Genomic DNA, 24,996 nt, shown 5'->3' on the forward strand with positions numbered 1-24,996 from the left:
ATCAGCTGGAAGGTCTCAGCGTGCATACCCACAATTTCGCGCAGCAGGCGACGGGCGGCTCCGGCGGCGGCTTCACGATGATCCTCATGATGGTCGGCCTGATGGCCGTCATGTACTTCATGATGATCCGCCCGCAGCAGAAGCGCCGTCGCGAGGCCGAGCGCATGCAGAGCGAGCTCGGCATCGGCGACGAGGTCGTCACGATCGGCGGCCTGCACGGCGTGGTGGCCGGTTACGACGACGACACCGTGACCATCGAGGCGTACGACGACGTGCTGCTGCGCTTCGCGCGCCCGGCGATCGCGCGCGTCGTCACCAAGGCGGACGCGCCGGTGACCGACGAGGCCGTGGCCGCGGAGGAGCCGGTGGTCGCGGCCGGTGAGACCCCGGCCGAGACCAAGCGTGCCTCCATGGACAGCAAGGACGTTGTCAAGGAGTGACCCCTTCACAAAGGGTCATTGAAGTTGTTGGATAATCGCGCGAGGTGTGCCCGGAACCGGGCGCTTCTCGTACACCATCACGCTCCTCGCCGGTTCGCGTCGGCGCTCCAACCCAGCCGCCCCACCCGGCGGCCTCCAGGCCCGTAAAGGAACCCAACAGCCGTGGCACCACCTCAGGGACAGATGCGCCCCGGGCGGCAACTTGCCGTGCTCGGCCTGATCTTCGTCGTCCTCTTCCTCATGGTCTTCTTCGTCGGCGTTCCCGGCAAGTCGAGCCTCGCCGAGCGTCTGGAGCCCAAGCTGGGTCTGGACCTCATCGGCGGCACCCGGGTCACGTACACCGCCACCACCATGGACGGATCGGACCCGCCGGCGGAGCAGCTCGAAGAGGCCCGTCAGATCATCGAGAGCCGCGTCAACGCGCTCGGCGTCTCGGAGGCCGAGGTGGTGATCGAGGGCAACCGGAACATTGTCATCTCGCTGGCCGGTGAGAACCGGGACGACCTCAAGCAGGTCGGCGACGCCGCGCAGCTGCGGTTCCGCAAGGTTCTGAAGGCCACGGACGGCTCCGGCGTCGCACCGGCGGCGTCCGAGACCCCGACCGCGACGCCGTCGCCCGGTGCCAGCGGCTCCCCGGCGGCCAGCCAGTCGCCCGGGGCCGCGGTGACCCCCAGCCCGTCCGCCAGCGGCGGCACCGGTGGCCAGGGCGGTGGCGCGGCGGCGACCGCCACCCCGACGCCGGCCCCGTCCGGTGCCGCGAGCGGCACGCCGTCGCCGGCCGCCAGCGGCTCGGCCGCCCCCGCGCCGGTCAGCACGGACGTGGCCGCGATCCGGGCCGAGGTGCAGAAGAAGGTGGGCGAGGCCGCCTGGGCCGCCGCGTCCGGCCTGCAGGGCGTGGCCGACCTGACCACCGACCCGACGCTGGCCACCACGCTGGCGCCGTTCGCCACGCTGGACCCGGAGACCGAGGTCCGCGCGCTCGAGCCGGCCATGCAGTTCAACGTCCCGCAGATCAGCTGCGCGATGCTGGACGCCCGCCCGGCCGGTTCGATCGTCGACGAGAAGTCGCAGGCGGTGGCCTGTGAGGCCGGCGCGAAGTACCTGCTGGACGTGGCGAAGGTGCTCGGCACCGACGTCGAGGGCGCCAGCGGCGTGCTCGACCAGCAGACCGGCGACTGGGTGGTCAGCCTCGACTTCACCGGCGACGGCCAGGAGAAGTGGACCGCGCTGACCCGCGAGGCGTACAACAACGAGGGTGGCGCCTGCGACCAGACCGCGCTCGGCGACGGCAGCCGCTGCCGCGTCGCGGTGGTGCTGGACAACGAGGTCATCTCCTCGCCGGAGATCCAGGCCGTGCTCACCGGTGACTCGCAGATCACCGGCAGCTTCAACTCCGCCTCGGCCAACGAGCTGGCGTCGAAGCTGCGCTACGGCGCGCTGCCGCTGACCTTCGAGGCGGACGAGGCGCAGAACGTCTCCGCCACGCTCGGCGCGGAGCAGCTGCGCGCGGGTCTGCTCGCGGCCGGCCTCGGCATGCTGCTGGTGGCGATCTACGCGTTCTTCTACTACCGCCTGCTCGGCACCGTGATCTTCCTGAGCCTGATCCTGTCCGCGCTGCTCACCTACGGCGCGCTGGTGGTGCTCGGCCGGCAGATCGGCTTCACGCTGACCCTCGCCGGCATCGCCGGCTTCATCGTGTCGCTCGGTGTCGCGGCCGACTCGTTCATCATCTACTTCGAACGGTTGAAGGACGAGATCCGCGAGGGCCGCAGCCCGCGCAGCGCGGTCGGCCGGGCCTGGACCCGCGCCCGCCGGACGATCATCTCGGCCAACGCGATCTCCCTGATGGCCGCGGTCGTGCTCTACATCGTGTCGGTCGGCCAGGTGAAGGGCTTCGCGTTCGCGCTGGGTCTGGCCACGCTGCTCGACCTGATCGTGGTGTTCCTCTTCCGGCACCCGGTGATGACCATGTTCGCCCGCACCCGGGCGTTCCTCTCGCCGCGGGTCAGCGGCCTGGGCCGGGTCCTGAAGGAGAAGCCGGCCGCCACCGACACCGTCAAGCCGCGCTCGTCGCGTGTGAAGGAGGCCTGACATGGCCAAGGAAGGTCTTGCCAGTCGCCTCTACCGGGGCGATGCCGGCCTCAACATCATCGGCCGGCGCAACATGTGGTTCGCGATCGCCGCGGTCGGTGTGCTGATCGCGCTCGGCAGTTTCGCGCTGCGTGGCTTCACGCTCGGCATCGAGTTCACCGGCGGCACCGAGTTCCAGGTGCCGGCCGCCAGCGCCACGATCGACGAGGCCGGCAACGCCGTGACCCGGGCGATCGAGGAGGTCGGCGCGGAGGACGTCAAGGTCGAGTCGTCGCAGCAGGTGGGTGACGCCGCTACCGGCACGATCCTGATCAAGACCGGTGAGGTGACCGCCGAGCAGTCGATCGAGATCAAGAACTCGGTCGCGGAGTCGCTCGGCGTCGACCTGGCGCAGGTTTCGGACAGCCGGGTCTCCGGTGCCTGGGGCGCGTCCGTGACCGAGCGCGCGGTGCTGGCGCTGCTGGTCTTCCTCGCCGTGGTCTCGCTCTACCTGGTACTCCGGTTCGAGTGGCGGATGGCGGTCGCGGCCGTCGTCTCGCTGCTGCTCGACCTGGTGCTCACCGCGGGCGTCTACTCGATCGTCGGCTTCGAGGTCTCGCCGTCCACCGTGATCGGCTTCCTGACCATCCTCGGCTACGCGCTCTACGACGTGGTCGTGGTGTTCGACAAGGTCCAGGAGAACACGAGGGGCATCACCGCGGGCAGCGGCCAGACGTACGCGGAGGCGTCCAACCTGGCGATCAACCAGACGCTGATGCGGTCGATCAACACCTCGCTGGTGGCGCTGCTGCCGGTCGGTGGCCTGCTCTTCATCGGCGCGGGCGTGTTCGGCGCCCGCACGCTGGAGGACCTGGGCCTGGTGCTGTTCGTCGGCATGGCGCTGGCGATCTACTCCTCGCTGTTCTTCGCCACGCCGGTGCTGGTCGCGCTGAAGAACCTCGAGCCGCGGATCAAGGTGCACAACCAGCGGGTGCTGGCCCGCCGCGCCTCCCTGGCGAACCGTGCGGCCGAGTCCGGCACGGACGCGGTCCCGGCGGACGCGGAGCACGCGCTGGCCGGTTCCACGCCGCGGGTCGGCGCCCGGCCGAACACCAAGCGGCCGAACACCGGCAACCGCGGCAACCGCCCCGGCAACACCGGAGCCAAGCGCCGCGGCTGACGCGCAACGCTGATCGAGAAGGCCCGTCCGGCACCTGCCGGGCGGGCCTTCTCCGTGCCGGGTGCCCCCGGGTTGAAGCGGCGGTACCCGGTCACGAAGAATGACCCGGTGAGACTCTCCGGTGACCTTGGTGCCGACGTGGCCGCGCTGGTCGCGAGCCGCACGGTGGACGTGCCCGACTTCCCGAAGCCGGGCATCCTGTTCAAGGACCTGATGCCGTTGTTCGCGGACGGCGCCGTGTTCAGGGAGACGATCGACGCGATCGCCGCGCACTACGGGCCGGACTCGTTCGACGTGGTGGTGGGCGTGGAGGCGCGCGGGTTCATGATCGCGGCCGCGCTGGCCTACGCGACCGGCACCGGCGTGGTGCCGATCCGCAAGGCCGGCAAGCTGCCCCGCGCGGTGCACTCCGCGTCGTACGCGCTGGAGTACGGCGAGGCCACGCTGGAGGTGCACGAGGACGCGTTCGTGGCCGGTCAGCGCGTGCTGGTGGTCGACGACGTGCTGGCCACCGGCGGCACCGCGAAGGCCGCGCTCGACCTGGTGGAGAAGGCCGGCGGCACGGTCACCGCGTTCACCGTGCTGCTGGAGCTGTCGTTCCTGGAGGGCCGCCGGCGACTCCCCGGCCGTACCGTTGATGCGCTTCTGACTGTTTGATGACTGTTTGTCAGGTGGCCGAGCGTAGGGTGTGCCCGCTGCCCGGACGGGTAGGATTGCCTTCCGGACGCGACTCGGGCGTTACCTCCCGGTGGCGCGGACGTGGACCGTGCGGATACGGTCAGGGCGTCCACACATGTGGCCGATCGGAGAGGTGAGGGGGCCGATGTCCAGTCACGTCGCCTCTCCTGGTGAGGGCAGAGCAGGCGAGGGCGCGGTGGCGACGAACGAGGTGGAACGGCTTCCGGACATCGTCTCGGCCGTCGAGGCCGAGCGTGTCCCCGAGCCCCCGATGAACGATCTTGAGACCCCGGCGCCGCCGGCGAACCACCCTACCGATGACGGCGAGGGCGTGGTGCTGCCGTTCCCCGGCGGCCCGAGCGTCGCGGACCAGCTGGCCGCCGGTGAGCAGGAGGACCCGACCTTCCTCACCGGCGTGGCGTCCGGCCGCCGGGTGCGTGCCCGGCTGGCCCGGTTCAATGCGCCGTGGCAGACCCCGCAGGTCGCGGAGGTGCTGGAGCCGCTGATCTCGATCCACCGGGCCAGCCACCCGAAGGCGGACGTCCGGCTGCTCCAGCGCGCGTTCGACATGGCCGCGAAGTGGCACCTGGGTCAGTACCGCAAGTCCGGCGACCCGTACATCACGCATCCGCTCGCGGTCGCCACGATCCTGGCCAATCTCGGCATGGACACGACCACGCTGGTCGCGGCGCTGCTGCACGACACCATCGAGGACACGGACTACAGCCTCGACGCGATGCGTACCGACTTCGGCGGCGAGGTCGCGCTGCTGGTCGACGGCGTGACCAAGCTCGACAAGGTCAAGCTGGGCGACGCGGCGAAGGCGGAGACGATCCGCAAGATGGTCGTGGCGATGGCGAAGGACCCGCGCGTCCTGGTCATCAAGCTCGCCGACCGGCTGCACAACATGCGCACGCTGACCTTCCTGCCCCGCGCCAAGCAGGAGCAGAAGGCCAAGGAGACGCTGGAGATCCTGGCCCCGCTGGCGCACCGGCTCGGCATGAACACGATCAAGTGGGAGCTGGAGGACCTGTCCTTCGGGTTCCTGTTCCCCAAGCGGTTCGAGGAGATCAACCGCCTGATCGGCGAGCACCAGCCGCAGCGCGACACGCTGCTGCGCGAGGTGACGAAGAAGGTCCAGGCCGACCTGAAGTCCGCCAAGATCAAGGCGGAGACCACCGGCCGTCCCAAGCACCTGTACTCGATCTACCAGAAGATGATCGTGCGGGGCCGGGACTTCAACGACATCTACGACCTGGTCGGCGTGCGAATCCTGGTGGACACCGTGCGCGACTGCTATGCGGCACTCGGCGTGATCCACGCGAACTGGCAGCCCGTACCGGGCCGGTTCAAGGACTACATCGCGATGCCGAAGTTCAACATGTACCAGTCGCTGCACACCACCGTGATCGGCCCGTCCGGCAAGCCGGTGGAGATGCAGATCCGGACGTACGCGATGCACCGCACCGCGGAGTTCGGCATCGCCGCGCACTGGAAGTACAAGGAGCAGAAGGGCGCGACCGTGGTCGGCCCGCCCGCGCACATCGACGAGATGACCTGGCTGCGGCAGCTGCTCGACTGGCAGCGCGAGGCGAGCGACCCGAGCGAGTTCCTGGACGCGCTCCGGTTCGACCTCTCCAGCCAGGAGGTCTACGTCTTCACGCCGAAGGGCGACGTGATCCCGCTGCCGACCGGCTCCACGCCGGTCGACTTCGCCTACGCGGTGCACACCGAGGTCGGGCACAAGTGCATCGGCGCGCGGGTCAACGGCAAGCTGGTACCGCTGGAGTCGACGCTCTCCAACGGCGACGTGATCGAGATCTTCACGTCGAAGTCCGACTCGGCCGGTCCGTCGCAGGACTGGCTCGGCTTCGTCAAGTCGCCGCGGGCGCGCACCAAGATCCGGCAGTACTTCAACAAGGAGCGGCGCGAGGAGGCGATCGAGGCCGGCAAGGAGGCCATGGTCAAGGCCATGCGCAAGCAGGGCCTGCCGCTCCAGCGCCTGCTCACCTCCGACGCGCTCATCGCGATCGCCCGCGACCTGCACCTGAACGACGTCTCCGCGCTCTATGCCGCCGTGGGTGAGAACCAGGTCTCCGCGCAGTCCGTGGTCCAGCGCCTGGTGGCCGGCTACGGCGGCGAGGAGGGCGCGGTCGAGGACATCGCCGAGACCGCCGTACCGACCCGCCCGCCGAGGACCCGCGCCACCGGCCACGACCCGGGCGTCGAGGTCCGCGGCGTCTCCGACGTCTGGATCAAGCTGGCCCGCTGCTGCACCCCGGTCCCCGGCGACGCCGTGTTCGGCTTCGTGACCCGGTCCGGCGGCGTCAGCGTGCACCGCGACGACTGCGCGAACGCCGAGGACCTGAAGGTCCAGGAGGACCGGATCGTCGTCGTCACCTGGAAGCCGACCAGCGCCTCCACGTTCCTGGTCGCGATTCAGGTAGAGGCGCTCGACCGGCACAAACTGCTGGCCGACGTGACTCGCGTGCTCTCCGACGAGCGCGTCAACATCCTCTCCGCGACCGTGACGACCACGCGCGACCGGGTGGCGGTGAGCCGCTTCAGCTTCGAGATGGCCGACCCCAAGCACCTCGGCCACCTGCTCGCCGCGGTCCGCAAGGTCGACGGCGTCTTCGACGCCTACCGCGTCACCTCCGGAGCCTGACCACCACCGGTTCGCCGTCGGAAGTGCAAAGGCGTACAACCGATATGCCCGCTTCCGGCGGCACCGGTTCCGCTTGCTCCCGCGGGCACCGGTCGTCGCTGGCGCTCCTCCCTGCACGATCCGTGGCCGCAAGCCCGAGCCGCCCGCGGCGACGTCGCTTCATGGCGAATGTCGGGCAGGCGCCGGCAGTCTGTCGCCATTCCGCCGGATCGTCGGCGCCGATCGCCAGCGGCACGCTACCGCGAATGGCGTCGCCCGCCCGTGTGTCGGCCGCACTTCCCCGCTCGCCGGACGCCACCGGCCCTGAGTGATCAATCAGTGGAGCAAAAGGTAGGTCAACTTCGATATTTGATCTCCTTTTCGCTCCACTGATTGATCACTCAGGGGTGGGCGAGCGCGTTCCCGGCGCGGATCAGCGCAGCAGGTCTGCCGACCGTGGGTGTCGTATGGCGAAATATCGGACCTGGGTTCGACGGCTGCCGGCGTCGACGTTCTTGTAGAGATCCTTTCAGTGGTGCTGGGTGTGCGGTGTGGCGGTGTCCAGGGGCTGGTGCGGGCTGTGGGGTTGATCGTGCGGCCTCGGATCGTGCAGGGAGGAGCGCCAGCGACGACCGGTGCCCGCGGGAGCATGCGGAAGGTGGCCCTGCCGGAAGCGGGTATATCCGAAATGTCGTTTAATGGGGGCTTGCCCGGTCGCCGCTCCGGGGCGGGACACGCGACGGCCCCCGGCGCGAGGTGCGACGGGGGCCGAGGTGGTGCGGGTGGGTCAGGCGGCGGCGACGGTGACGGTCTGGATGTTGATGTCTTCCTTGGGGTGGCCGCCGCCGGGGCTCGGGTCGAACGCGCCGTCGTGGCCCTTCTCGGTGGCCTTCTTCAGGACCGCGAGGCCGGCGTCGGAGACCTTGCCGATGATGGTGTAGTCCGGGGACAGCTCGGTGTCCTCGTAGATGAAGAAGAACTGGCTGCCGTTCGTGCCGTCCGCGCCGCTGTTGGCCAGTGCGACCACACCGGCCGGGTACGGCGGGATGTCGGTGGTCGGCAGGTACTCGTTGCTGTAGCGGTAGGCCGGGCCGCCGGTGCCGTCGGTCTCGCGGTAGCCCTTGCCCTTCGCGCTCGGGTCGCCGCACTGGAGCATGCCGGGGAACATGCGGTGGCACTTGGTGCCGTCGAAGAACTTCTTGCCGGACAGGTACGTGAACGACTCGACCGCGCACGGCGACTTGGTCTTGTCCAGCGTCACGTCGACCACGCCGAAGTTCGTGGTGACGCTCATGACCGACTTGCCGACGTTGGACGCGCTGGCCGGCGGCATGCCGACGTCGACCGTGGTGCCCTGGCCCTGGTCCGGCGCGGCGGTCCAGGCGCAGGTGGTGGTGCCGGCGGCGACCGGCGAGGTGGTGGTCTCGTCGTCGTCACCGCGCAGCACGGTGACCGCGATCAGCACGCCGGCCGCGACCACCAGGACGGCCGCGCTGGCGGACGCCACGATCCAGAGGTTCTTGCGCTTGCGGGCGGCAGCCTCCTTGCGGGCCGCCATTTCCCGCTCGAGCTTGGCCCGTGCTGCGGCGCGCTGCTGCCGCTCCTTGATGGACGACACGGTGTTCCTCCTGGATGACGTATGTGCTGGCAGCGATATGAGGGTCAGGGTAAGTCAGGAAGCTGTGGACGCGGAGGCGGCGGGTGCGGCCGGTGCGGCGGTGGCGCCGACCTCGCCGACGGTCAGCGACGTGATGAGCACGTCGTTCTTCGGCACGACCTTCTCGCCCGCGTCGTTCGCGACCGTCTCCGCCTTGCCGATCTCCTGCACCGTCTCCAGGCCGGTCGCGACCGAGCCGATGATCGGGTACTGCGGCGTGGCCGGGTTGAAGTCCTTGAAGAAGATCAGGAACTGGCTGCCGTTCTGGCCCGGGGTCGGCGAGGTGAGCGCGATCGTGCCGGCCGGGTACGCCGGGGTGACGCTGCCCGACGGCGGCGCCGACGGGTTCGTGGCGGACGGGACGTTCTCGTCGAAGTACGTGTACGTCGGCCCGCCGAGCCCGTCACCGGTGATGTCGCCGCAGTGCAGCGCACCCTCCTCGGTGATCTCCGTGCACTTCGTGTTGTCGAAGTACTGCCGGCCGGCCAGGTAGCTGAAGCTGGCGACGGAGCACGGCGCGTCCGTGATGTTCAGCGTCGCGGTCACCGGCGCCAGTGAGTTGAACGTGATCGTCGCCGGCCGGGTGCCCTCGGACGGGATGCCGTCGGTCGGCGGCTGGCCCACGTCGCGGCTCGCATCCGCGCCGGACTGCGTGGTCCACGAGCACGGCTCGCCGCTGGCCTCGGTGGTGTCCGGGTCGCGATCGAAGACGCCCAGCGCCCACACCGCGATGCCGGCGCCGAGCACGGCCACGATGCCGATGGCGGTGGCCGCCCCGATCCGGCGCCGGCGGCGCTCCTTGGCCGCCCGCCGCGCCATCTGCCGGTCGAGCTTCGCGCGCGCGAGCTTGCGCTGCCGTTCCTTGCTGGGAGCCACGAGTCCTAATCTCCTGTCACGGTCCGCGGGGGCAAGACGCACTCTCAGTGCGGCACGCCACACGAGGGCGTAGTGTACGGCCAACCGCTGGGAAAGTGGCGCCCAGGTAGCGCCGACACGCCATCAAAGATCATCGACGCGCGCCGCGCCCTGCCGATTGTCGTTTGCCGTTGCCGATAAGCTGACCTGGAAACCCGGACCGGGGAGGGTACGTGCTCGTCGACGGCTTTGCGGCCGAGGCCTTCGGGACCAACTGCTACGTGGTGGCGACCGGCCCCGGGGAGCAGTGCGTGGTCGTCGACCCGGGCATCGGCGTCGTCGACCGGCTCGAGGAGTTGCTGGCGAAGCACCGCCTGCACCCCGCGGCCGTGCTGCTCACGCACGGGCATCTGGACCACACGTTCTCCGTGACGCCGGTCGCCGGCGCGCACGGCATCCCGGCCTACGTGCACTCGGCCGACCGTGAGCTGCTCAAGGACCCGTCGAAAGGGCTGTCCATGGACTACCGGGCGCTGTTCGGCGGCCGCCTGGAGTACGCGGAGCCCGACGACGTCGTGGAGATGATCGACGGCGCCGTGCTGGACCTGGTCGGCTTGGAGATCGCGGTCGACCACGCACCGGGCCATACCGGCGGGTCGGTGCTGTTCCGGCTCCCGGGGAACGCGGACGAGGAGATCTGTTTCTCCGGCGACGTGCTCTTCGCGGGGTCGATCGGGCGCACCGACCTGCCGGGCGGCAGCATGGACGCCATGCGGACGAGCCTGCGGGACCGGATCCTGCCGCTCGCCGACGAGACGATCGTCCTGCCCGGCCACGGCCCCGCCACGACCATCGGGCGCGAGCGCGCCACCAACCCCTACCTCCGCGAGTTCGGCTCGCCGCCGGCCCGCGGACTGTAGGGCTCGGACTTCTAAGGAAACGCCTTGAGTAGCAAGATCACGCCCCTGTCCGGGTTTCCCGAGTGGCTGCCGTCGCAGCGCCTCATCGAGCAGGAGATCCTCGGCCGCGTCCAGCGCACGTTCGAGCTCTACGGCTTCGCGCCGCTGGAGACGCGCGCGGTCGAGCCCCTGGACCAGTTGTTGCGCAAGGGGGAGACCTCGAAGGAGGTCTACGTCCTGCGCCGCCTGCAGGCGGAGGACGGCGGAACCGACGACACTGTCGTAAAAGATGAACTTGGTCTGCACTTCGACCTGACCGTCCCGTTCGCCCGGTTCGTTCTGGAGAACGCGGGCAAGCTGCAGTTCCCGTTCCGCCGCTACCAGATTCAGAAGGTGTGGCGGGGCGAGCGGCCGCAGGAGGGCCGCTACCGCGAGTTCTACCAGGCGGATATCGACATCGTGGACCGGGACACGCTGCCCGCGCACTACGAGGCGGAGATCCCGCTGGTGATCGGCGACGCGCTCGGCGGGCTGCCGATCCCGCGCGTGAAGATCCAGGTCAACAACCGCAAGGTGCTGGAGGGCTTCTACCGCGGGCTCGGCATCGAGAGCACCGAGGACGTGCTCCGCCAGGTCGACAAGCTCGACAAGATCGGCCCGGCCAGGGTGTCCGAAGGGCTGATCGCCGGCGGCCTCTCCACCGCCCAGGCGGAGAAGGTGCTCGCGCTCGCCGAGATCCAGGCGCCGGACAGCGGCTTCGCGGACCGGGTCAAGCAGCTCGGGGTCAGCGACCCGCTGCTCGACGAGGGCCTGGCGGAACTGGTCCGGGTGGTGGACACCGCGGTCGCGGAGAAGCCCGGTCTGGTGGTCGCGGACCTGCGGATCGCACGTGGGCTGGACTACTACACCGGCACGGTGTACGAGACGCTGCTGGAGGGATACGAGCGGTTCGGCTCGATCAGCTCCGGCGGCCGGTACGACAACCTGGCCACGTCCGGCCGGGACGTCTTCCCGGGCGTGGGCATCTCGATCGGCGTCACCCGGCTGCTCGCGATCCTGTTCGGGCGGGACGCGCTGACCGCGTCCCGCGCGGTGCCGACCTGCGTGCTGGTCGCGGTGAACAGCGAGGAGGAGCGCCCGCGCAGCGTCGCGGCCGCGGCCGCGCTGCGCCGCAACGGCATCCCGGCCGAGGTGGCGCCGAACGCCGCGAAGTTCGGCAAGCAGATCCGGTACGCGGAGCGCCGCGGCATCCCGTACGTCTGGTTCCCGGGCGAGCGGGACTCGGTGAAGGACATCCGGTCCGGCGAGCAGGCCGACGCGGACGCGGCCACGTGGACGCCGCCGCAGGAGGATCTGCGGCCGGTCGTCACCGGCGCCGTCTGATCCGTCGCGGTAATGGCGCGGCGGAGCATGATCCGCCGCGCCATTACGCTGCGTGCATAACTCCTCACAACGTACCGACGGCGGTTGTGAGGTGTCGTTAAAGTGCCGGACATTCACGGGCGCGGATATGTGAAATGGCACGCCCCTAGCTTCCTCTCCACCTGCACCGACAGAGAGGAAGTCGGATGTCACGAGGTTTTCGGGGTACGTTCGCCGCACTGGGTCTCGCCGCCGCGCTCGCCGTCACGTCCGGCTGCGTCGGCTCGCCGGACGGCAGCGCGCAGGCCGCGAACGGCGACACGATAAAGGTCGGTGTCCTCCACTCGCTCAGCGGCACCATGGCGATCAGTGAGGTCACGGTCAAGAACGCCGAGCTGCTCGCGATCGAGGAGATCAACGCGGCCGGCGGCGTGCTGGGCAAGAAGCTGGAGCCGGTTGTCGAGGACGGTGCGTCCGACTGGCCCACGTTCGCCGAGAAGGCGCAGAAGCTGATCAGTCAGGACCGAGTCGCCACGGTGTTCGGCGGCTGGACGTCCGCCAGTCGCAAGGCGATGCTGCCGGTCTTCGAGCGGAACAAGGCGCTGCTCTGGTACCCGGTGCAGTACGAGGGACTGGAGAGCTCGCCGTACATCTTCTACACCGGCGCGACCACGAACCAGCAGATCGTGCCGGGTTTGGACTACCTGAAGGAGCAGGGGAAGAAGAAGGTCTTCCTGGTCGGCAGCGACTACGTCTTCCCGCGTACCGCAAACAAGATCATCAAGGCGTACGCCGCCGCGAACGGGATGGAGATCGTCGGCGAGGAGTACACGCCGCTCGGCCACACCGAGTTCTCCACCGTGGTCAACAAGCTCCAGCAGGCCCGGCCGGACGCGGTGTTCAACACGCTGAACGGTGACTCCAACGTGGCGTTCTTCAAGGCGCTGCGCGGCGCCGGCATCACCGCGGACACGATGCCCACGGTCAGCGTGAGCGTGGCCGAGGAAGAGGTCGCCGGCATCGGCCCGGACAACATCGCCGGTCACCTGGTCGCCTGGAACTACTACCAGACCACCGCCGGCGCCACGAACGAGACGTTCGTCAAGGCGTTCAAGGCGAAGTACGGCGCGGACAAGGTCACCTCCGACCCGATGGAGGCCGGCTACAACGCGGTCAAACTGTGGGCCGCGGCCGTGCAGAAGGCCGGCACGGTGGAGGTCGAGGCCGTGAAGAACGCGGCCAAGGGCGTCTCGCTGGACCTGCCGGAGGGCACGGTCACCATCGACGGCGAGAACCAGCACGTGTTCAAGACCGCGCGGATCGGCCTGGTGCAGCCGGACGGTCAGATCAAGGAGGTGTGGAACTCCGGGCAGCCGATCAAGCCGGACCCGTACCTCAAGGGGTACGACTGGGCGACCGGGCTGAGCTGATGGCGACCCTGAACCAGCTCTTCATCGGCGCGAGCATGGGCGCGGTGCTGCTGCTGATCGCGCTCGGCCTGACGTTCACGTTCGGCCAGATGGGCGTGATCAACATGGCTCACGGGGAGTTTCTACTGGTCGGCGCGTACACCGCGTACGTGCTGCAGAACGTGACGCTGGCCCTGCCGGTGGCGTTCGTGATCGCCGGGCTGCTCGGCCTGGTCCTGGAACGGCTGCTGATCCGGCGCTTCTACGGCCGGCCGCTGGACACGCTGCTGCTCACGTTCGGCGTCAGCCTGATCCTGCAGCAGCTCGCCCGGGACGTCTTCGGTGCGCCCAACGTCGGCGTCACCGCGCCGTCCTGGCTGACCGGCGGCGTGGCCGGCATCCCGTACAGCCGGATCTTCATTCTGGTCCTGGCCCTGGCCTGTGTCGGCGCGATCTCGCTCTACCTGACCCGGATGAAGCAGGGGCGCCGGATGCGCGCGGTCATGCAGAACCGGCAGCTCGCGGCCGTCAGCGGCGTCGCCACCGAGCGCGTCGACCAGCTCACCTTCTTCATCGGGTCCGGGCTGGCCGGCGTGGCCGGCGTCGCGCTCACGCTGATCGGGCCGGTCGGGCCGTCGCTCGGCACCTACTACATCGTGGACGCGTTCCTGATCGTGGTGGCCGGCGGGCTCGGCCAGCTGCGCGGCGCGGTGATCGCCGCGTTCACGCTGGGCGTGCTGAACAGCTTCGTCGAGTTCTGGACCGACGCCAGCCTCGCCAAGGTGGTGGTGTTCGCGGTGATCGTCGCGTTCCTCCAGGTCCGTCCGCAGGGCCTGTTCGTCCTCCGCAGCCGGGCGCTGACATGAGATCGGCCCGGCTCGGTGTCTTCGTGATCGTCGGGCTGCTGCTGCTGCTCGCGGCACCGGCGCTGCTGCCCGCGTTCCGGCTGGAGCTGCTGGCCAAGTGGCTCTGCTACGCGATCGTGGCGGTCGGCATCCACCTGGCCTGGGGCCGCGGCGGCATGCTCACGCTCGGCCAGGGCGTTTTCTTCGGCCTCGGCGGCTACGCCATGGGCATGCACCTGAAGCTGGCCGACGCCGGCCCCGGGGCGCTGCCCGACTTCATGGTGTGGAGCGGCGTCGAATCGTTGCCCGCGCTCTGGGCACCGTTCCGCAACCCGGTCTTCGCGCTGGTCATGGTGGTCGTGCTGCCGGCCGTGACGGCGCTGCTGCTCGGCACGCTGGTGTTCCGGCAGCGGGTGCGCGGCGCGTACTTCGCGGTGCTCTCCCAGGCGCTCGCGGCCGCGTTCGTGATCCTGCTGGTCGGTCAGCAGGGCCTGACCGGCGGCACGAACGGGCTGACCAACGTGCAGTTCTTCTTCGGGCTCGACCTCTACGACCCGGCGCAGAAACGGATCGTCTACTACCTCGTGGTGCTCGCGCTGCTGGCGGTGTTCCTGGCCGCGTGGCAGCTGAACCGCAGCCGGCTCGGGCGGCTGCTGATCGCGATCCGGGACGGCGAGGACCGTGTGCGGTTCCTCGGCTACGACCCGGCCGTGGTGAAGACGCTGGTCTACGCGGTGTCCGCGGCGATGGCCGGGATCGCGGGCGCGCTGTTCGTGCCGGTGGCCGGCATCCTCGGCCCGGCCGACCTGGGCGTGGTGCCGTCGCTGGAGATGCTGGTGGCGGTCGCGATCGGCGGGCGGTTCTCGCTCGGCGGCGCGATCGGTGGCGCGGTGCTCTACAACTACGCCAGCACCGGGCTCAGCGAGTCGTTCCCGTCCGGGTGGACGTACCTGCAGGGCGCGCTGTTCATCGCGGTGATGCTGTGGGCGCCGCGCGGCCTGGCCGGGCTGCTGTCGGACGGGGTGGGGCTGGTCCGGCGCCGGCCGTTCGCGCCGGCTCCGGACCCGGCGCCGGGTTCGCCACCCGCGTCGCCGCCACCCGCGTCGCCGCCGCCCGCGTCGCCGCCGCCCGCTTCGGCTCCGGCTCCGGCTCCCGCTTCGGCTTCGGGGGAGGTGGCGGTGTGAGCGGGCGGCTGGAGGTGCGTGGCCTGAACGTCGTCTTCGACGGCTTCCACGCGATCACCGACCTGGACGTCACGGTGCAACCCGGTGAGCTTCGCTTCCTGATCGGGCCGAACGGCGCGGGCAAGACCACGCTGATCGACGTGATCACCGGGCGGACCAGGCCCGCGTCCGGCTCGGTACGGTTCGACCGCACCGAGCTGACCGGCCGGCGCGAGCACGCGATCGTCCGGCTCGGCGTCGGCCGTACGTTCCAGACCTCGGTCGTCTTCGAGGAACTGACCGTGCTGGAGAACCTGGACCTGGCCGCATCGTTCCGGCGGCGCCTGCCCGCGCTGCTGCGGGCCCGGCGCGGCGTCTCCGGCGATGTCGCGTCCACGCTGGACACGATCGGCCTGACCGAGCTGGCCGCGCGTCCGGCCGGGGTGCTCTCGCACGGGCAGCGGCAGTGGCTGGAGATCGGCATGCTGATCGTGCAGCGGCCGCGGCTGCTGCTGCTCGACGAGCCGGTGGCCGGCATGAGCCGCGGCGAACGAGAGCGCACCGGCGAACTGCTCCAGGCCGTCGCGAAGGACCACACCGTGGTGGTCATCGAGCACGACATGGAGTTCCTGCGCCGGTTCGCCAGCCAGGTGACCGTGCTGCACGAGGGGCGGCTGCTGTGCGAGGGCACGGTGGCGCAGGTGCAGTCCGATCCACGCGTCCAGGAGGTCTACCTGGGACGGTCAAGCGCACGGGAGGCCGCATGACCCTGGTGGTGCAAGGACTCGATGTCGCGTACGGCCGGGCCCAGGTGCTCTTCGGGGTTGATCTGCACGCGCCGGCCGGTGAGCTGGTCTGCGTCATGGGCCGCAACGGCGTGGGGAAGTCCACGCTGCTCAAGGCCATCATGGGTGTGCTGCCCGCGCGCGCCGGCACGATCACGTTCGAGGGTGAGGACCTCTCGAGACTGAAGACCCACGAGCGGGTACGCCGTGGGCTCGGCTACGTCCCGCAGGGCCACGAGACGTTCCCGCAGCTGACCGTGGCCGAGAACCTCCAGGTCACGCTGGAGGCCGCGCGCTCGGCGGACCGGGCTGCGCTGGACGAGGCGCTCGACCTCTTCCCGGCGCTGCGCGGCCTGCTCAAGCGCCGCGCCGGCTTCCTCTCCGGCGGCCAGCAACAGCAGCTCGCGATGGCCCGCGCGCTGGTCACCCGCCCCCGCATGCTGCTGCTCGACGAGCCGACCGAGGGCATCCAGCCGTCGATCATCGTGGAGATCGAGGAGGCGATCGCGCGCCTGCACACCGAGGCCGGCCTCGCCATCCTGCTCATCGAGCAGTACCTGGACACCGCACTCCGCCTCGCCGACGAGTTCGTCATCCTGGACGCCGGCGAGGTGGTCCGCTCCGGCAACCGATCGGACCTGCACGACGAGTCCCTGCACCAGCTTCTCTCCGTGTGATCTTGTGGTGACGTCGCGTGCGCCACTAGGCTTCGAACGTCTGTCCACTGTGGCGTTAGGATCCCTGATGGCGCTCGTGCGTCTCCTGACCGTCTCGACGGCCGTCCTCCTCGTCTCTCTGCCCGCGGCACCGGCCCTGGCCGCGGCCCCGCCGAACGTGCCCGCCGACCTCCGCAGCGACCGGCGCGACTGCGCGACCGGCGAGGACCGGCCGTGGGTGCACACCATTGAGCCGACACTCAGCGCGCGGGTCTCCGACCCGGACCCGGCGCAGGGCCTCACCACGACGTTCAGGTGGCGGGTGCTCGGTGCGGCGTACGCGGACGCCGACCAGCGCGCGACCGGCGCGCCGAACGGCAGTGTGACCTCGGTGCCGCTGTCCGGGCTCCGGGACGGACTGACCTATGCATGGCAGGCGCGGACCTTCGACGGGGCGCTGGCCGGCGAGTGGTCGGCCGAGTGCGAGTTCTCGATCGACACGACACCACCGGCACCGCCGTCGGCCGTGGTGCTCGCGCAGCCCTCCGTCACGATCGGCTCACCGGCCGTTTTCCGGGTCAGCCCGCCGGTGACCGCGCCGGACTCGGTGGACGCCTACGCGTACGCGCCGAGCAGCGGAGTCTCGGCCGGGGCCGCGCCGGTCGTCGCCGCGAACCCGGACGGCAGCGCCGACGTGACCGTCATGCCGGTCACCACCGGCATGACCACGCTGTGGGTCTGGTCCCGTGAGCGCACCGGGCTGTTCTCCACGCCCGTCACGGTCGACTTCTGGGTGCGTCAGCTGCCGGGGCCGGTGGCGCATTGGTCGTTCGACGACGCGTCCGCACCCGGTGGGGACACCAGCGGAAACGGAAACCACCTGGCGTTCGCGGGTGCGGCCGCACGCACGCCCGCCCGGGGCGGTCTCGGCACCGGCCTGTCGCTCGGCGCCGCCGGCGACGTCGCGACGACGGCCGGCCCGATCGCGGCCGCCGATCCGGACACCGGTGCCGCGAAGCCGCTCGACACCTCGGACAGCCTGACGGTGCAGGCCTGGGTGCGCGCCGACGACCCGGCCGCCGCGGCGCGGACCGCGGTGAGCGTCGAGGGCGCACGTACCGCCGCGTTCACGCTCGGCGTCCGGGACGGCCGGTGGAGCTTCGCCATGGCGGAGGCGGACACCGACGATCCGGAGATCCGGGCGGCGGGGTCGGACGAGGCCGCGGTCGCCGGTCGGTGGACACATCTGGCCGGTACCTACGACGCGGCCGGCGGCGCACTGCGTCTCTACGTCAACGGGGTGGCGCAAGCCGCCGCCGCGACGCTCACCCACGGCTTCGCGGCGGACGGTGCGGTCGTGATCGGGCGCGGGTTCCGGCGCGGCGGCCCGGCGGAGCCGCTGGGCGGCGCGGTCGACGACGTGTCGATCCACAACCGGGTCGTGCCCGTGCGGGACTTCGAATCGGTCTCGCTGCCGCTGGTGCCGACGATCGTCGCGTCGGCACCGGCGGTCCGCCCCGGCGAGACCGTGACGTTCACGATCGGCGGCCGGGGCGACAGCAACGTGGTGGCGTTCCGGTACTCGCGGAGCGGCGCGGCGCCGTACGAGACGCTGACGCCGGAGGCGCCGGGCGGGGAGGCGCGCTTCACACTGACCGCGCCCGCGACCGGTGGGGTGTCGTTCTGGATCGCGGCGGTGGACACCCTGGGCCGCGCCAGCGCGAAGATCCCCGGCGGCGTCAGCGTGATCGTGCCGTACACCGTCACGGTCCCGGTCTACGACCCCGAGGAGAGGCCGCTGGCCGGCGCGACGGTCAGCCTCGGTGCCGGGATCAGCGGGGTCACCGACATCAACGGCGAGGTGGTGTTCTCGGACGTGCCGTACGGCACCTACGTGATCACGACGGCCAAGGACGGGTGGTGCCGCAGCGAGGAACCGATCGAGGTCGGGCCCTATCACCTGAATTATGCGGTGTGGTTCGTCGACACGGTTCCCTGCGCACGGTGAGGGTGTGCCGCACCGAGCCGGTGGCCGGGGACGTGACGTTCGGTTACTCGTTCTTCGTGTACTTCATCGCCACCGAACCCCGCTGCTGACGGGGGCCCTCGGGCCCTCGTCAGTACGTGAAGCGGGAGACCGTGGTCTGTAGCTCGGTGGACATCCGGGACAGTTCGGCGGCGGAGCGCTGGGCGTCGGCGACGGACTCGGCCGTGATCCGGGCGTTCTCGGCCACGTTGTCGATGCTGGCGCTGATCTGGCCGGTGGCGCTCGCCGCCTCGGCGACGTTGCGGTTCATCTCGGCCGTGGTCGCGGACTGCTCCTCGACCGCGGACGCGATCGTGGTGGTGTAGTCGTTGATCCGGCCGATCACCTCGGCGATCTCCTGGATCGCGGTGACCGCCTGGTTACTGTCGGCCTGGATCGCCTCGACCCGGCGGGAGATGTCCTCGGTGGCCCGCGCGGTCTCCTGGGCCAGGTCCTTGACCTCGGTGGCGACGACCGCGAAGCCCTTGCCGGCCTCTCCGGCGCGGGCGGCCTCGATGGTGGCGTTCAGCGCGAGCAGGTTGGTCTGCTCCGCGATCGCGGTGATCACTTTGATCACGTCGCCGATCTGGCGGGACGACTCGCCGAGCGTGGCGATGGTCTGGTTGGTGGACTCCGCGACGGCCACGGCCTGCCCGGCGACCTCGGCCGCGTTGTTCGCGCTCTGCGCGATCTCGCCGATCGCGGCGCCCATCTCCTCGGACCCGGCCGCGACCGTGGTCACGCCCTGGGACACCTCCTCGGATGCGGCGGAGACCACCTTGGCCTGGGTGGAGGCCTCCTCCGCGTTCTTGGCGATCTGGTTCGCGATGACCGAGGTCTCCTCGGCCGCGGCGGCGAGGCTGTGCGACGCCGCGCCGACGGACGCGACCACCTCGCGGGTCTGCCGCAGCGCGCGGGTGAGCGCGGCCGCCATCTGGCCGACCTCGTCCTTGCCGTGCACGTCCGGCTCGTCGGTGAGGTCGCCCTCGGCCATCCGGGACAGCGAGCGCTGGACCCGGGCCAGCGGGCCGACGATCTGCCGGGCCACCCAGACGCCGAGCGCCATCGCGAGCAGCACGCCGACGATGCCGACGATCACCAGCGTCCGCTCGCCGGTGGCCGCGGTGGCGGCGCCTTCGTCAGCGCGTTTCTTCGCCTGCGCCGCCTCGGCCTCGTTCTCCGCCTCGATCGCGTCGCTGGCCACCGTCATCTCCGGCAGCAGGACGTCGCGGTAGCCGGTGAAGAACTGGTCCGTCTGGCCGCGCTCGGCCAGCGGGAGCAGCTGGTTCTCGGCGATGTCGACCAGCTTCCCGTAGCTGGCGTTGAACGCCGGCATGGCCTCGGGGTCCACCGCGAAGGGCGCGTATGCGGCGGAACCCGCCTCGATCCTGCCCTCTCGGTCGTCCATCTCGCCGCGGAGCGTCGTCCGGGTCGCCGCGCTTGCGCCGCCGTACTCCAGCACCCGGGCACGCCAGCCCTGGAAGTCGCGTTGCAGCGACGACAGCGTGGTCAGCGGTGCGACGTTGTCCCGGTACAGCTGCTCGTTCCGGTCCGCCAGCGAGTCGAGCTGCACGAAGCCGGTAACACCGATCACACCGGCGGCCACCGAGGCCACGGCCACGGCGGAGAGGATCTTCGCGTTCACACCCCGGTCGGTGAAGAAGCGCGCCGGGCCGCCGTGCCGGGCGGCCGAGGAGGCCTCAGTGCTCATCAGTCATCCCCCGAATCCGGACCGGACGCAACCGGACCGCAACCGGCCAATCGACCGGTTGACACGGGGTCTTTATGTTTTTGCACCGTTTGGCGGTCCCGTTCACCGGCCGCCGAGTGCCGGTGAGGTGTGGATCAGCTCCTCCAGCTCCGCGGCCGGCATCGGCCGGGCGTAGTGGTAGCCCTGTCCGGTACGGCAGCCGAGCAGCGTCAGCTCGGTCGCCTGCGCGGCCGTCTCGATGCCCTCGGCCACGGTGTCCAGGTGCAGGACCTGGCTCAGCCGGATCACCGCCTCCGCGACCGCGGAACCCTCCGGCTCGCCGTTCAGCTCGGACACGAAGCAGCGGTCCAGCTTGAGGATGTCCACCGGCAGCCGGGTCAGGTAGCGCAGCGAGGAGTAGCCGGTGCCGAAGTCGTCCAGCGCGATCCGGATGCCGAGCCGGCGCAGCTCCTCCAGGCGCGTCACGCACACGCCGTCGTCGGCCACCGCGCTCTCGGTCAGCTCCAGCACCAGGTCGTGCGGGCTCAGGCCGGTGCGCGCGAGGATCGCGGACACCTGGTCCACCAGCCCCGGCGAGGCGAGCTGGCGCGGTGAGAGGTTCACCCCGGCGCGCAGATGCGCCCGGCCGGGCAGCCGCTGCCACGCCACGACCTGCCGGGCCGCCTCCTCCAGCACGAACAGGCCGATCTTCTCGATCGCGCCGGTCTGCTCGGCCAGCGGGATGAACCGGTCCGGCGGGATCAGGCCGCGCTCCGGGTGGTGCCAGCGGACCAGCGCCTCCACCGCGACCGGTTCGCCGGTCGCCAGCGTGACGATCGGCTGGTAGAACACGCGCAACTGCCCGGAGCCGACCGCGCCGCCCAGCTCACCGGCCAGCACGCTCTCCGTCGCGGCCAGGTCCTCGAAGCCCTCGGTCCACCGCTCGTACCGGTGCCCGCCCCGGCGTTTTGCCTGGTACATCGCCATGTCCGCGCGGTGCCGGACCACGTCGGCCGGGTCGTCGGCGGTGGTCAGCGCGATGCCGATGCTGACGCCGATCCCGGACGGTACGCCGTCGACCGTCAGCTCCCGCGCGGCTGCGGCCAGGATCCGCCGGGCGACCACCTCGGCCTGCTCCGCGTCGCCGACCTTGTGCAGCACCACCGCGAACTCGTCGCCACCGAGCCGTCCGGCCGTGTCCGACTGGCGGACGCACTGCCGCAGCACGTCCGCGAACGCGATCAGCACCGCGTCACCGGCCTCGTGCCCGCGCGTGTCGTTGAACCGCTTGAAGCCGTCCAGGTCGATCAGCAGCACGGCGGCCACCTCGCCGTGCGTGACCTGGCGCCGCACGGCCGTGTCCAGGCTGGCCCGGAGCCGTACCCGGTTGGCCAGGCCGGTCAGCGCGTCGCTGATCACCAGCTCGTGGTTCTCCCGCATCGCGAGGATCTGCCTGGCCGCGACCGCGCCGGTCATCACGATCATACCGGCCACCAGCCCGCCCCACGGGAACAGCGCGCGCTCCTGCGCGGTGGCCGCGAGCAGCAGCGCGTACCCGATGGAGAGCGCGAGGTACGGCAGCTGCGTCGCGGAGCGGGCCAGCCGGTCATCGGCCGGTGGGCGGACGTCGACCGGCCGGGCGATCCGCGCCGCCGCCGCGGCCGCGGCGAGGAACACCCCGGTGATCATCAGCAGTGTGGGCACCGTGCGCCAGCCGCTGTCCACGTCTATCTCGCCGTGCACCGCGTCGTACGACCAGTACAGGTCCGCCGCGAGGCAGACGGCCAGCCCGGCGATCAGCGCGGTCAGCGGGTGCCGGACCGCGGTGATGCCGCTGCGCAGCAGCAGCGTGCACACACCGAACAGCAAAGCCAGGTCGGTGAGCGGAAACGCGACGCCGAGCAGCGCGTGCAGCCCGGCACCGCCCCGGGCGAGCATCGGGCCGATCAGGAAGTACCACATGATCATGAAGCCGCCACCGACGACCGTGGTGATGTCGGCCGCGAACGTGAGCCGTTCCCGCCCGGAGAGCGGCCGCATCGGGAACGACAGTACGCCGGTCAGCATCAGCGGCGCCCACAGCAGGCGACAGGTCTGGATCGCGACCGGCCCCCAGGACGGCGCCACGCCGAGCAGATCCGCCACCGCGTACGCCAGGATCGCGCCGGCCAGCACGGTCCAGCCGGCTGCCATCCACCACCAGGCGCGGCGCACCGGTGGCAGCGCGCGGGCACCGGCGATCCAGCAGGCGGCGGCGGCCAGCGCGGACCCGAGCAGCATGCCGCGCCGGAACAGCAGGCCGTCGTCCGGCAGCAGCCCGGACAGGTGGGCGGCGAGCAGCGACACCCACGCCCCGGCCACGATGACCAGCGGCCACCCGGCCGGACGCAGCATGGCCATGTCGTCGCTCCTGGTCGGCCGGGGTCAGTGGCCGGTCCATTCGGCCCGGCCCCGGCCCGGCTGAGAAGTCACGGCAGGTCAAAGATCAGGCAGCTGGACGTGGCGTGGGCGAGCAGCCGCCCGGCCGCGTCGGTGAGCCGGGACTCGGCTAGCGCGGTCCGGCGGCCGCGGTTGAGCACCGTGCCCTCGCAGCGCACCCGGCCGGTCGCGATCGTGACCGGGCGGACGAACTTCACGTTCAGGTCCAGCGAGGTGTAACCGACGCCGGCCGGCAGCGTGGTGTGCACCGCGCACGCGGCGGCCGTGTCCAGCAGCGTCGAGATGACGCCGCCGTGCACCGAGCCGAGCGGGTTGTAGTGGAACTCCTGCGGCTCCAGCTCGAGGCCGATCCAGCCCTCCTTCGCCTCCATGCCCGCGATGCCGACCGTTTGCATGATCGGCGGTGCCGGCAGCTCGCCCGCGGCCATCGCCCGGATCAGGTCCAGACCGTCGCGGCGGCCGAGGTGAGCGGCGACCGCCGCGGGATCCGTCCAGCCGTACGTGCGGCTGCGCTGCGTCTCTTCCATGGACGCAGCCTGACAGCCCGGCCCACCGTTGCGCGAGGGGTTCCCGGCCGCGCCGCATAACGGGCGCGCTCCCGGGCATACACTGCGATGTGTCGATCACCGGGCCGCTGCGCATCGCCGTCTACCGCAATCTTTGGCTCGCGGTGCTGGTCAGCAACGTCGGCCTGTGGATGCAGACGGTCGGCGCGCAGTGGCTGCTGGTCAGCGAACCGAACGCGTCCACGCTCGTGTCGCTGGTGCAGACCGCCAGCCTAGCGCCGGTCTTCCTGCTCGCACTGCCGGCCGGCGCGCTGGCCGACGGCCTCGACCGGCGCCGCCTGCTGCTCACCGTGCAGACCGCGCTCGCACTGGTCGGCGGCGCACTGACGTTGGTCACCGCGCTCGGTGACGTACCACCGGCACTGCTGTTGACCTTCACGTTCGCGCTCGGCGCCGGTCAGGCGCTCACGCTGCCGGCCTGGCAGGCCACCATCCCCGACCTGGTACCGCGCGAGCAGCTCGTCTCCGCGTCCGCGCTCGGCTCGATCAGCGTCAACGCGGCCCGCGCGATCGGACCCGCGGTCGCCGGGCTGCTCATCGCGCAGGCCGGCGCCGCCGTGGTCTTCGGGATCAACGCGCTCACGTTCGTGCTGTTCGCGGCCGTGCTGGCGGCCTGGCGCCCGGGCACCGCCGGCGTGCCGCGCACGCCGGAGCCGTTCACCTCCGCGGTCCGGGCCGGCAGCCGCTACGTGCGGCACTCCCCGGTGGTCCGCCGGATCCTGCTCCGCGCGATCCTGTTCATCGCGCCCGGCAACGCGCTCTGGGCGTTGCTGCCGCTGGTCGCCAGCCAGCGGCTCGGCTTCGGCTCCGGCGGGTACGGCCTGATGCTCGCCGTGCTCGGCGCCGGCGCGGTCGCCGGTGCGTTCCTGCTCGCCCCGATCCGCGACCGGGTCTCCAACAACCAGATGCTGCTCGCCGCCGGCGTGATCTACGCGGCTGTGCTGGCCGTGCTCGGCCTGCTCCGGACGCCCGCGGTGGTCCTGGTCGCGCTGCTCCCGGCCGGCCTGGCCTGGGTCGCGGTGCTGTCCACGATAAACGCGTCCATGCAGCTCTTCCTGCCCGGCTGGGTGCGGGCCCGGGGCCTGTCCATCTACCAGATCGTCGTCGCCGCGGCCCAGGCGCTGCCGGCGCTGGCCTGGGGGCTGCTCGCGGACGCGGCCAGCCTGCCGGTCGCGCTGTCCGCCGCGGCCGGCGTGATGCTGACCGGAACGCTGACGCTGCGCCTCTGGCCGCTGATCGACACCCGGGACATGGACCGCGCGCCCGCGGTCTTCTGGCCGGAGCCGCACCTGACGCTCGAACCGGACCTGCGCGCCGGGCCGGTGCTGGTCTCGGTGCGCTACCGGGTCACGGCGGAGAACACGGCGGCGTTCATCACCGCGATGGACGCGGTCCGCCGGTCCGTCCAGCGGACCGGGGCGTACCGGTGGGGGCTCTTCCAGGACGGTGCCGGTGCCGGCACGTTCGTCGAGGTGTACCTGGTGCCGTCCTGGGCGGAGCACCTTCGTCAGCACGAGGGCCGGCTCACCGGGGCGGACCGGGCGGCGGAGGAGCGGGCCCGCGCGCTGGCGGACGGCCCGCCGGAGGTCAGCCACCTGTTCCCGGCCATCGCACGGCCGTAGCGGTACG

Annotated in this window: 19 protein-coding genes; 14 read left to right on the forward strand and 5 right to left on the reverse strand. The window is 71.0% G+C overall.

Annotated elements, in window-relative coordinates; translation table 11 throughout:
- Positions 1–77: 77 nt before the first annotated feature.
- The 5 genes from yajC to J2S42_RS32665 all read left to right on the forward strand — a co-directional run bounded on the left by yajC (position 78) and on the right by J2S42_RS32665 (position 7,036).
- Entirely contained in the window at positions 78–440 is a 363-nt protein-coding gene (gene yajC / locus J2S42_RS32645; protein ID WP_307249162.1) for a preprotein translocase subunit YajC, read from the forward strand.
- 162 nt (positions 441–602) lie between these two features.
- Positions 603–2,531: a protein translocase subunit SecD gene (gene secD / locus J2S42_RS32650; RefSeq protein WP_307245399.1), complete on the forward strand. Its 1,929-nt coding sequence runs from the start codon at positions 603–605 to the stop codon at positions 2,529–2,531.
- 1 nt (position 2,532) lies between these two features.
- Complete coding sequence (gene secF, locus J2S42_RS32655) at positions 2,533–3,690, forward strand: protein translocase subunit SecF (protein ID WP_307245401.1); 1,158 nt, start codon at positions 2,533–2,535, stop codon at positions 3,688–3,690.
- Between the two features lie 108 nt (positions 3,691–3,798).
- A complete protein-coding gene (locus tag J2S42_RS32660; protein WP_307245403.1) occupies positions 3,799–4,347 on the forward strand; it encodes an adenine phosphoribosyltransferase in 549 nt (182 codons plus the stop codon).
- Positions 4,348–4,639: 292 nt separating this feature from the next.
- Positions 4,640–7,036 (forward strand): RelA/SpoT family protein, encoded by a 2,397-nt coding sequence (locus tag J2S42_RS32665; RefSeq protein WP_370879452.1) that lies wholly within the window; start codon positions 4,640–4,642, stop codon positions 7,034–7,036.
- Between the two features lie 766 nt (positions 7,037–7,802).
- Here the strand turns inward: J2S42_RS32665 and J2S42_RS32670 are convergent.
- Together J2S42_RS32670 and J2S42_RS32675 are read right to left on the reverse strand one after the other, a co-directional pair.
- Positions 7,803–8,633 (reverse strand): peptidylprolyl isomerase, encoded by an 831-nt coding sequence (locus tag J2S42_RS32670; protein ID WP_307245406.1) that lies wholly within the window; start codon positions 8,631–8,633, stop codon positions 7,803–7,805.
- A gap of 54 nt (positions 8,634–8,687) precedes the next feature.
- Positions 8,688–9,548: a peptidylprolyl isomerase gene (locus J2S42_RS32675; RefSeq protein WP_307245408.1), complete on the reverse strand. Its 861-nt coding sequence runs from the start codon at positions 9,546–9,548 to the stop codon at positions 8,688–8,690.
- Between the two features lie 212 nt (positions 9,549–9,760).
- Between J2S42_RS32675 and J2S42_RS32680 the strand changes: the two genes are divergently transcribed.
- From J2S42_RS32680 to J2S42_RS32715, 8 genes are all read left to right on the forward strand, one after another.
- On the forward strand, positions 9,761–10,447 hold the full coding sequence (locus tag J2S42_RS32680; protein ID WP_307245410.1) for an MBL fold metallo-hydrolase: 687 nt from the start codon (positions 9,761–9,763) through the stop codon (positions 10,445–10,447).
- Between the two features lie 24 nt (positions 10,448–10,471).
- Complete coding sequence (gene hisS / locus J2S42_RS32685; protein ID WP_307245412.1) at positions 10,472–11,809, forward strand: histidine--tRNA ligase; 1,338 nt, start codon at positions 10,472–10,474, stop codon at positions 11,807–11,809.
- A 185-nt stretch (positions 11,810–11,994) separates the two neighbouring features.
- Positions 11,995–13,218, forward strand: a complete 1,224-nt coding sequence (gene urtA / locus J2S42_RS32690) for an urea ABC transporter substrate-binding protein (RefSeq protein ID WP_307245414.1) — start codon at positions 11,995–11,997, stop codon at positions 13,216–13,218.
- Positions 13,218–14,063 (forward strand): urea ABC transporter permease subunit UrtB, encoded by an 846-nt coding sequence (urtB, locus tag J2S42_RS32695; protein WP_307245416.1) that lies wholly within the window; start codon positions 13,218–13,220, stop codon positions 14,061–14,063. Before urtA ends, urtB begins: the two co-directional genes overlap by 1 nt.
- Positions 14,060–15,226: an urea ABC transporter permease subunit UrtC gene (gene urtC / locus J2S42_RS32700; RefSeq protein WP_307245418.1), complete on the forward strand. Its 1,167-nt coding sequence runs from the start codon at positions 14,060–14,062 to the stop codon at positions 15,224–15,226. Before urtB ends, urtC begins: the two co-directional genes overlap by 4 nt.
- Positions 15,223–15,972: an urea ABC transporter ATP-binding protein UrtD gene (gene urtD, locus J2S42_RS32705; protein WP_307245420.1), complete on the forward strand. Its 750-nt coding sequence runs from the start codon at positions 15,223–15,225 to the stop codon at positions 15,970–15,972. The genes urtC and urtD overlap by 4 nt, the downstream gene beginning before the upstream one ends.
- Positions 15,969–16,667 (forward strand): urea ABC transporter ATP-binding subunit UrtE, encoded by a 699-nt coding sequence (urtE, locus tag J2S42_RS32710; RefSeq protein WP_307245422.1) that lies wholly within the window; start codon positions 15,969–15,971, stop codon positions 16,665–16,667. The genes urtD and urtE overlap by 4 nt, the downstream gene beginning before the upstream one ends.
- A gap of 67 nt (positions 16,668–16,734) precedes the next feature.
- A complete protein-coding gene (locus tag J2S42_RS32715; protein ID WP_307245424.1) occupies positions 16,735–18,654 on the forward strand; it encodes a LamG-like jellyroll fold domain-containing protein in 1,920 nt (639 codons plus the stop codon).
- A 109-nt stretch (positions 18,655–18,763) separates the two neighbouring features.
- On the opposite strand, the gene J2S42_RS32720 is transcribed toward J2S42_RS32715, so the two are convergent.
- From J2S42_RS32720 to J2S42_RS32730, 3 genes are all read right to left on the reverse strand, one after another.
- Complete coding sequence (locus J2S42_RS32720; RefSeq protein WP_307245426.1) at positions 18,764–20,383, reverse strand: methyl-accepting chemotaxis protein; 1,620 nt, start codon at positions 20,381–20,383, stop codon at positions 18,764–18,766.
- Between the two features lie 102 nt (positions 20,384–20,485).
- Positions 20,486–22,762 carry a putative bifunctional diguanylate cyclase/phosphodiesterase gene (locus tag J2S42_RS32725; RefSeq protein WP_307245428.1) on the reverse strand — a complete coding sequence of 759 codons (2,277 nt, stop codon included), beginning with the start codon at positions 22,760–22,762 and terminating at the stop codon, positions 20,486–20,488.
- Between the two features lie 68 nt (positions 22,763–22,830).
- Entirely contained in the window at positions 22,831–23,328 is a 498-nt protein-coding gene (locus J2S42_RS32730; protein WP_307245430.1) for a PaaI family thioesterase, read from the reverse strand.
- Between the two features lie 89 nt (positions 23,329–23,417).
- Between J2S42_RS32730 and J2S42_RS32735 the strand changes: the two genes are divergently transcribed.
- Positions 23,418–24,989 carry an MFS transporter gene (locus J2S42_RS32735; protein ID WP_307245432.1) on the forward strand — a complete coding sequence of 524 codons (1,572 nt, stop codon included), beginning with the start codon at positions 23,418–23,420 and terminating at the stop codon, positions 24,987–24,989.
- The last annotated feature ends 7 nt before the right edge of the window (positions 24,990–24,996 follow it).

This window comes from Catenuloplanes indicus (assembly GCF_030813715.1).
In the GTDB taxonomy this organism is placed as follows: domain Bacteria; phylum Actinomycetota; class Actinomycetes; order Mycobacteriales; family Micromonosporaceae; genus Catenuloplanes; species Catenuloplanes indicus.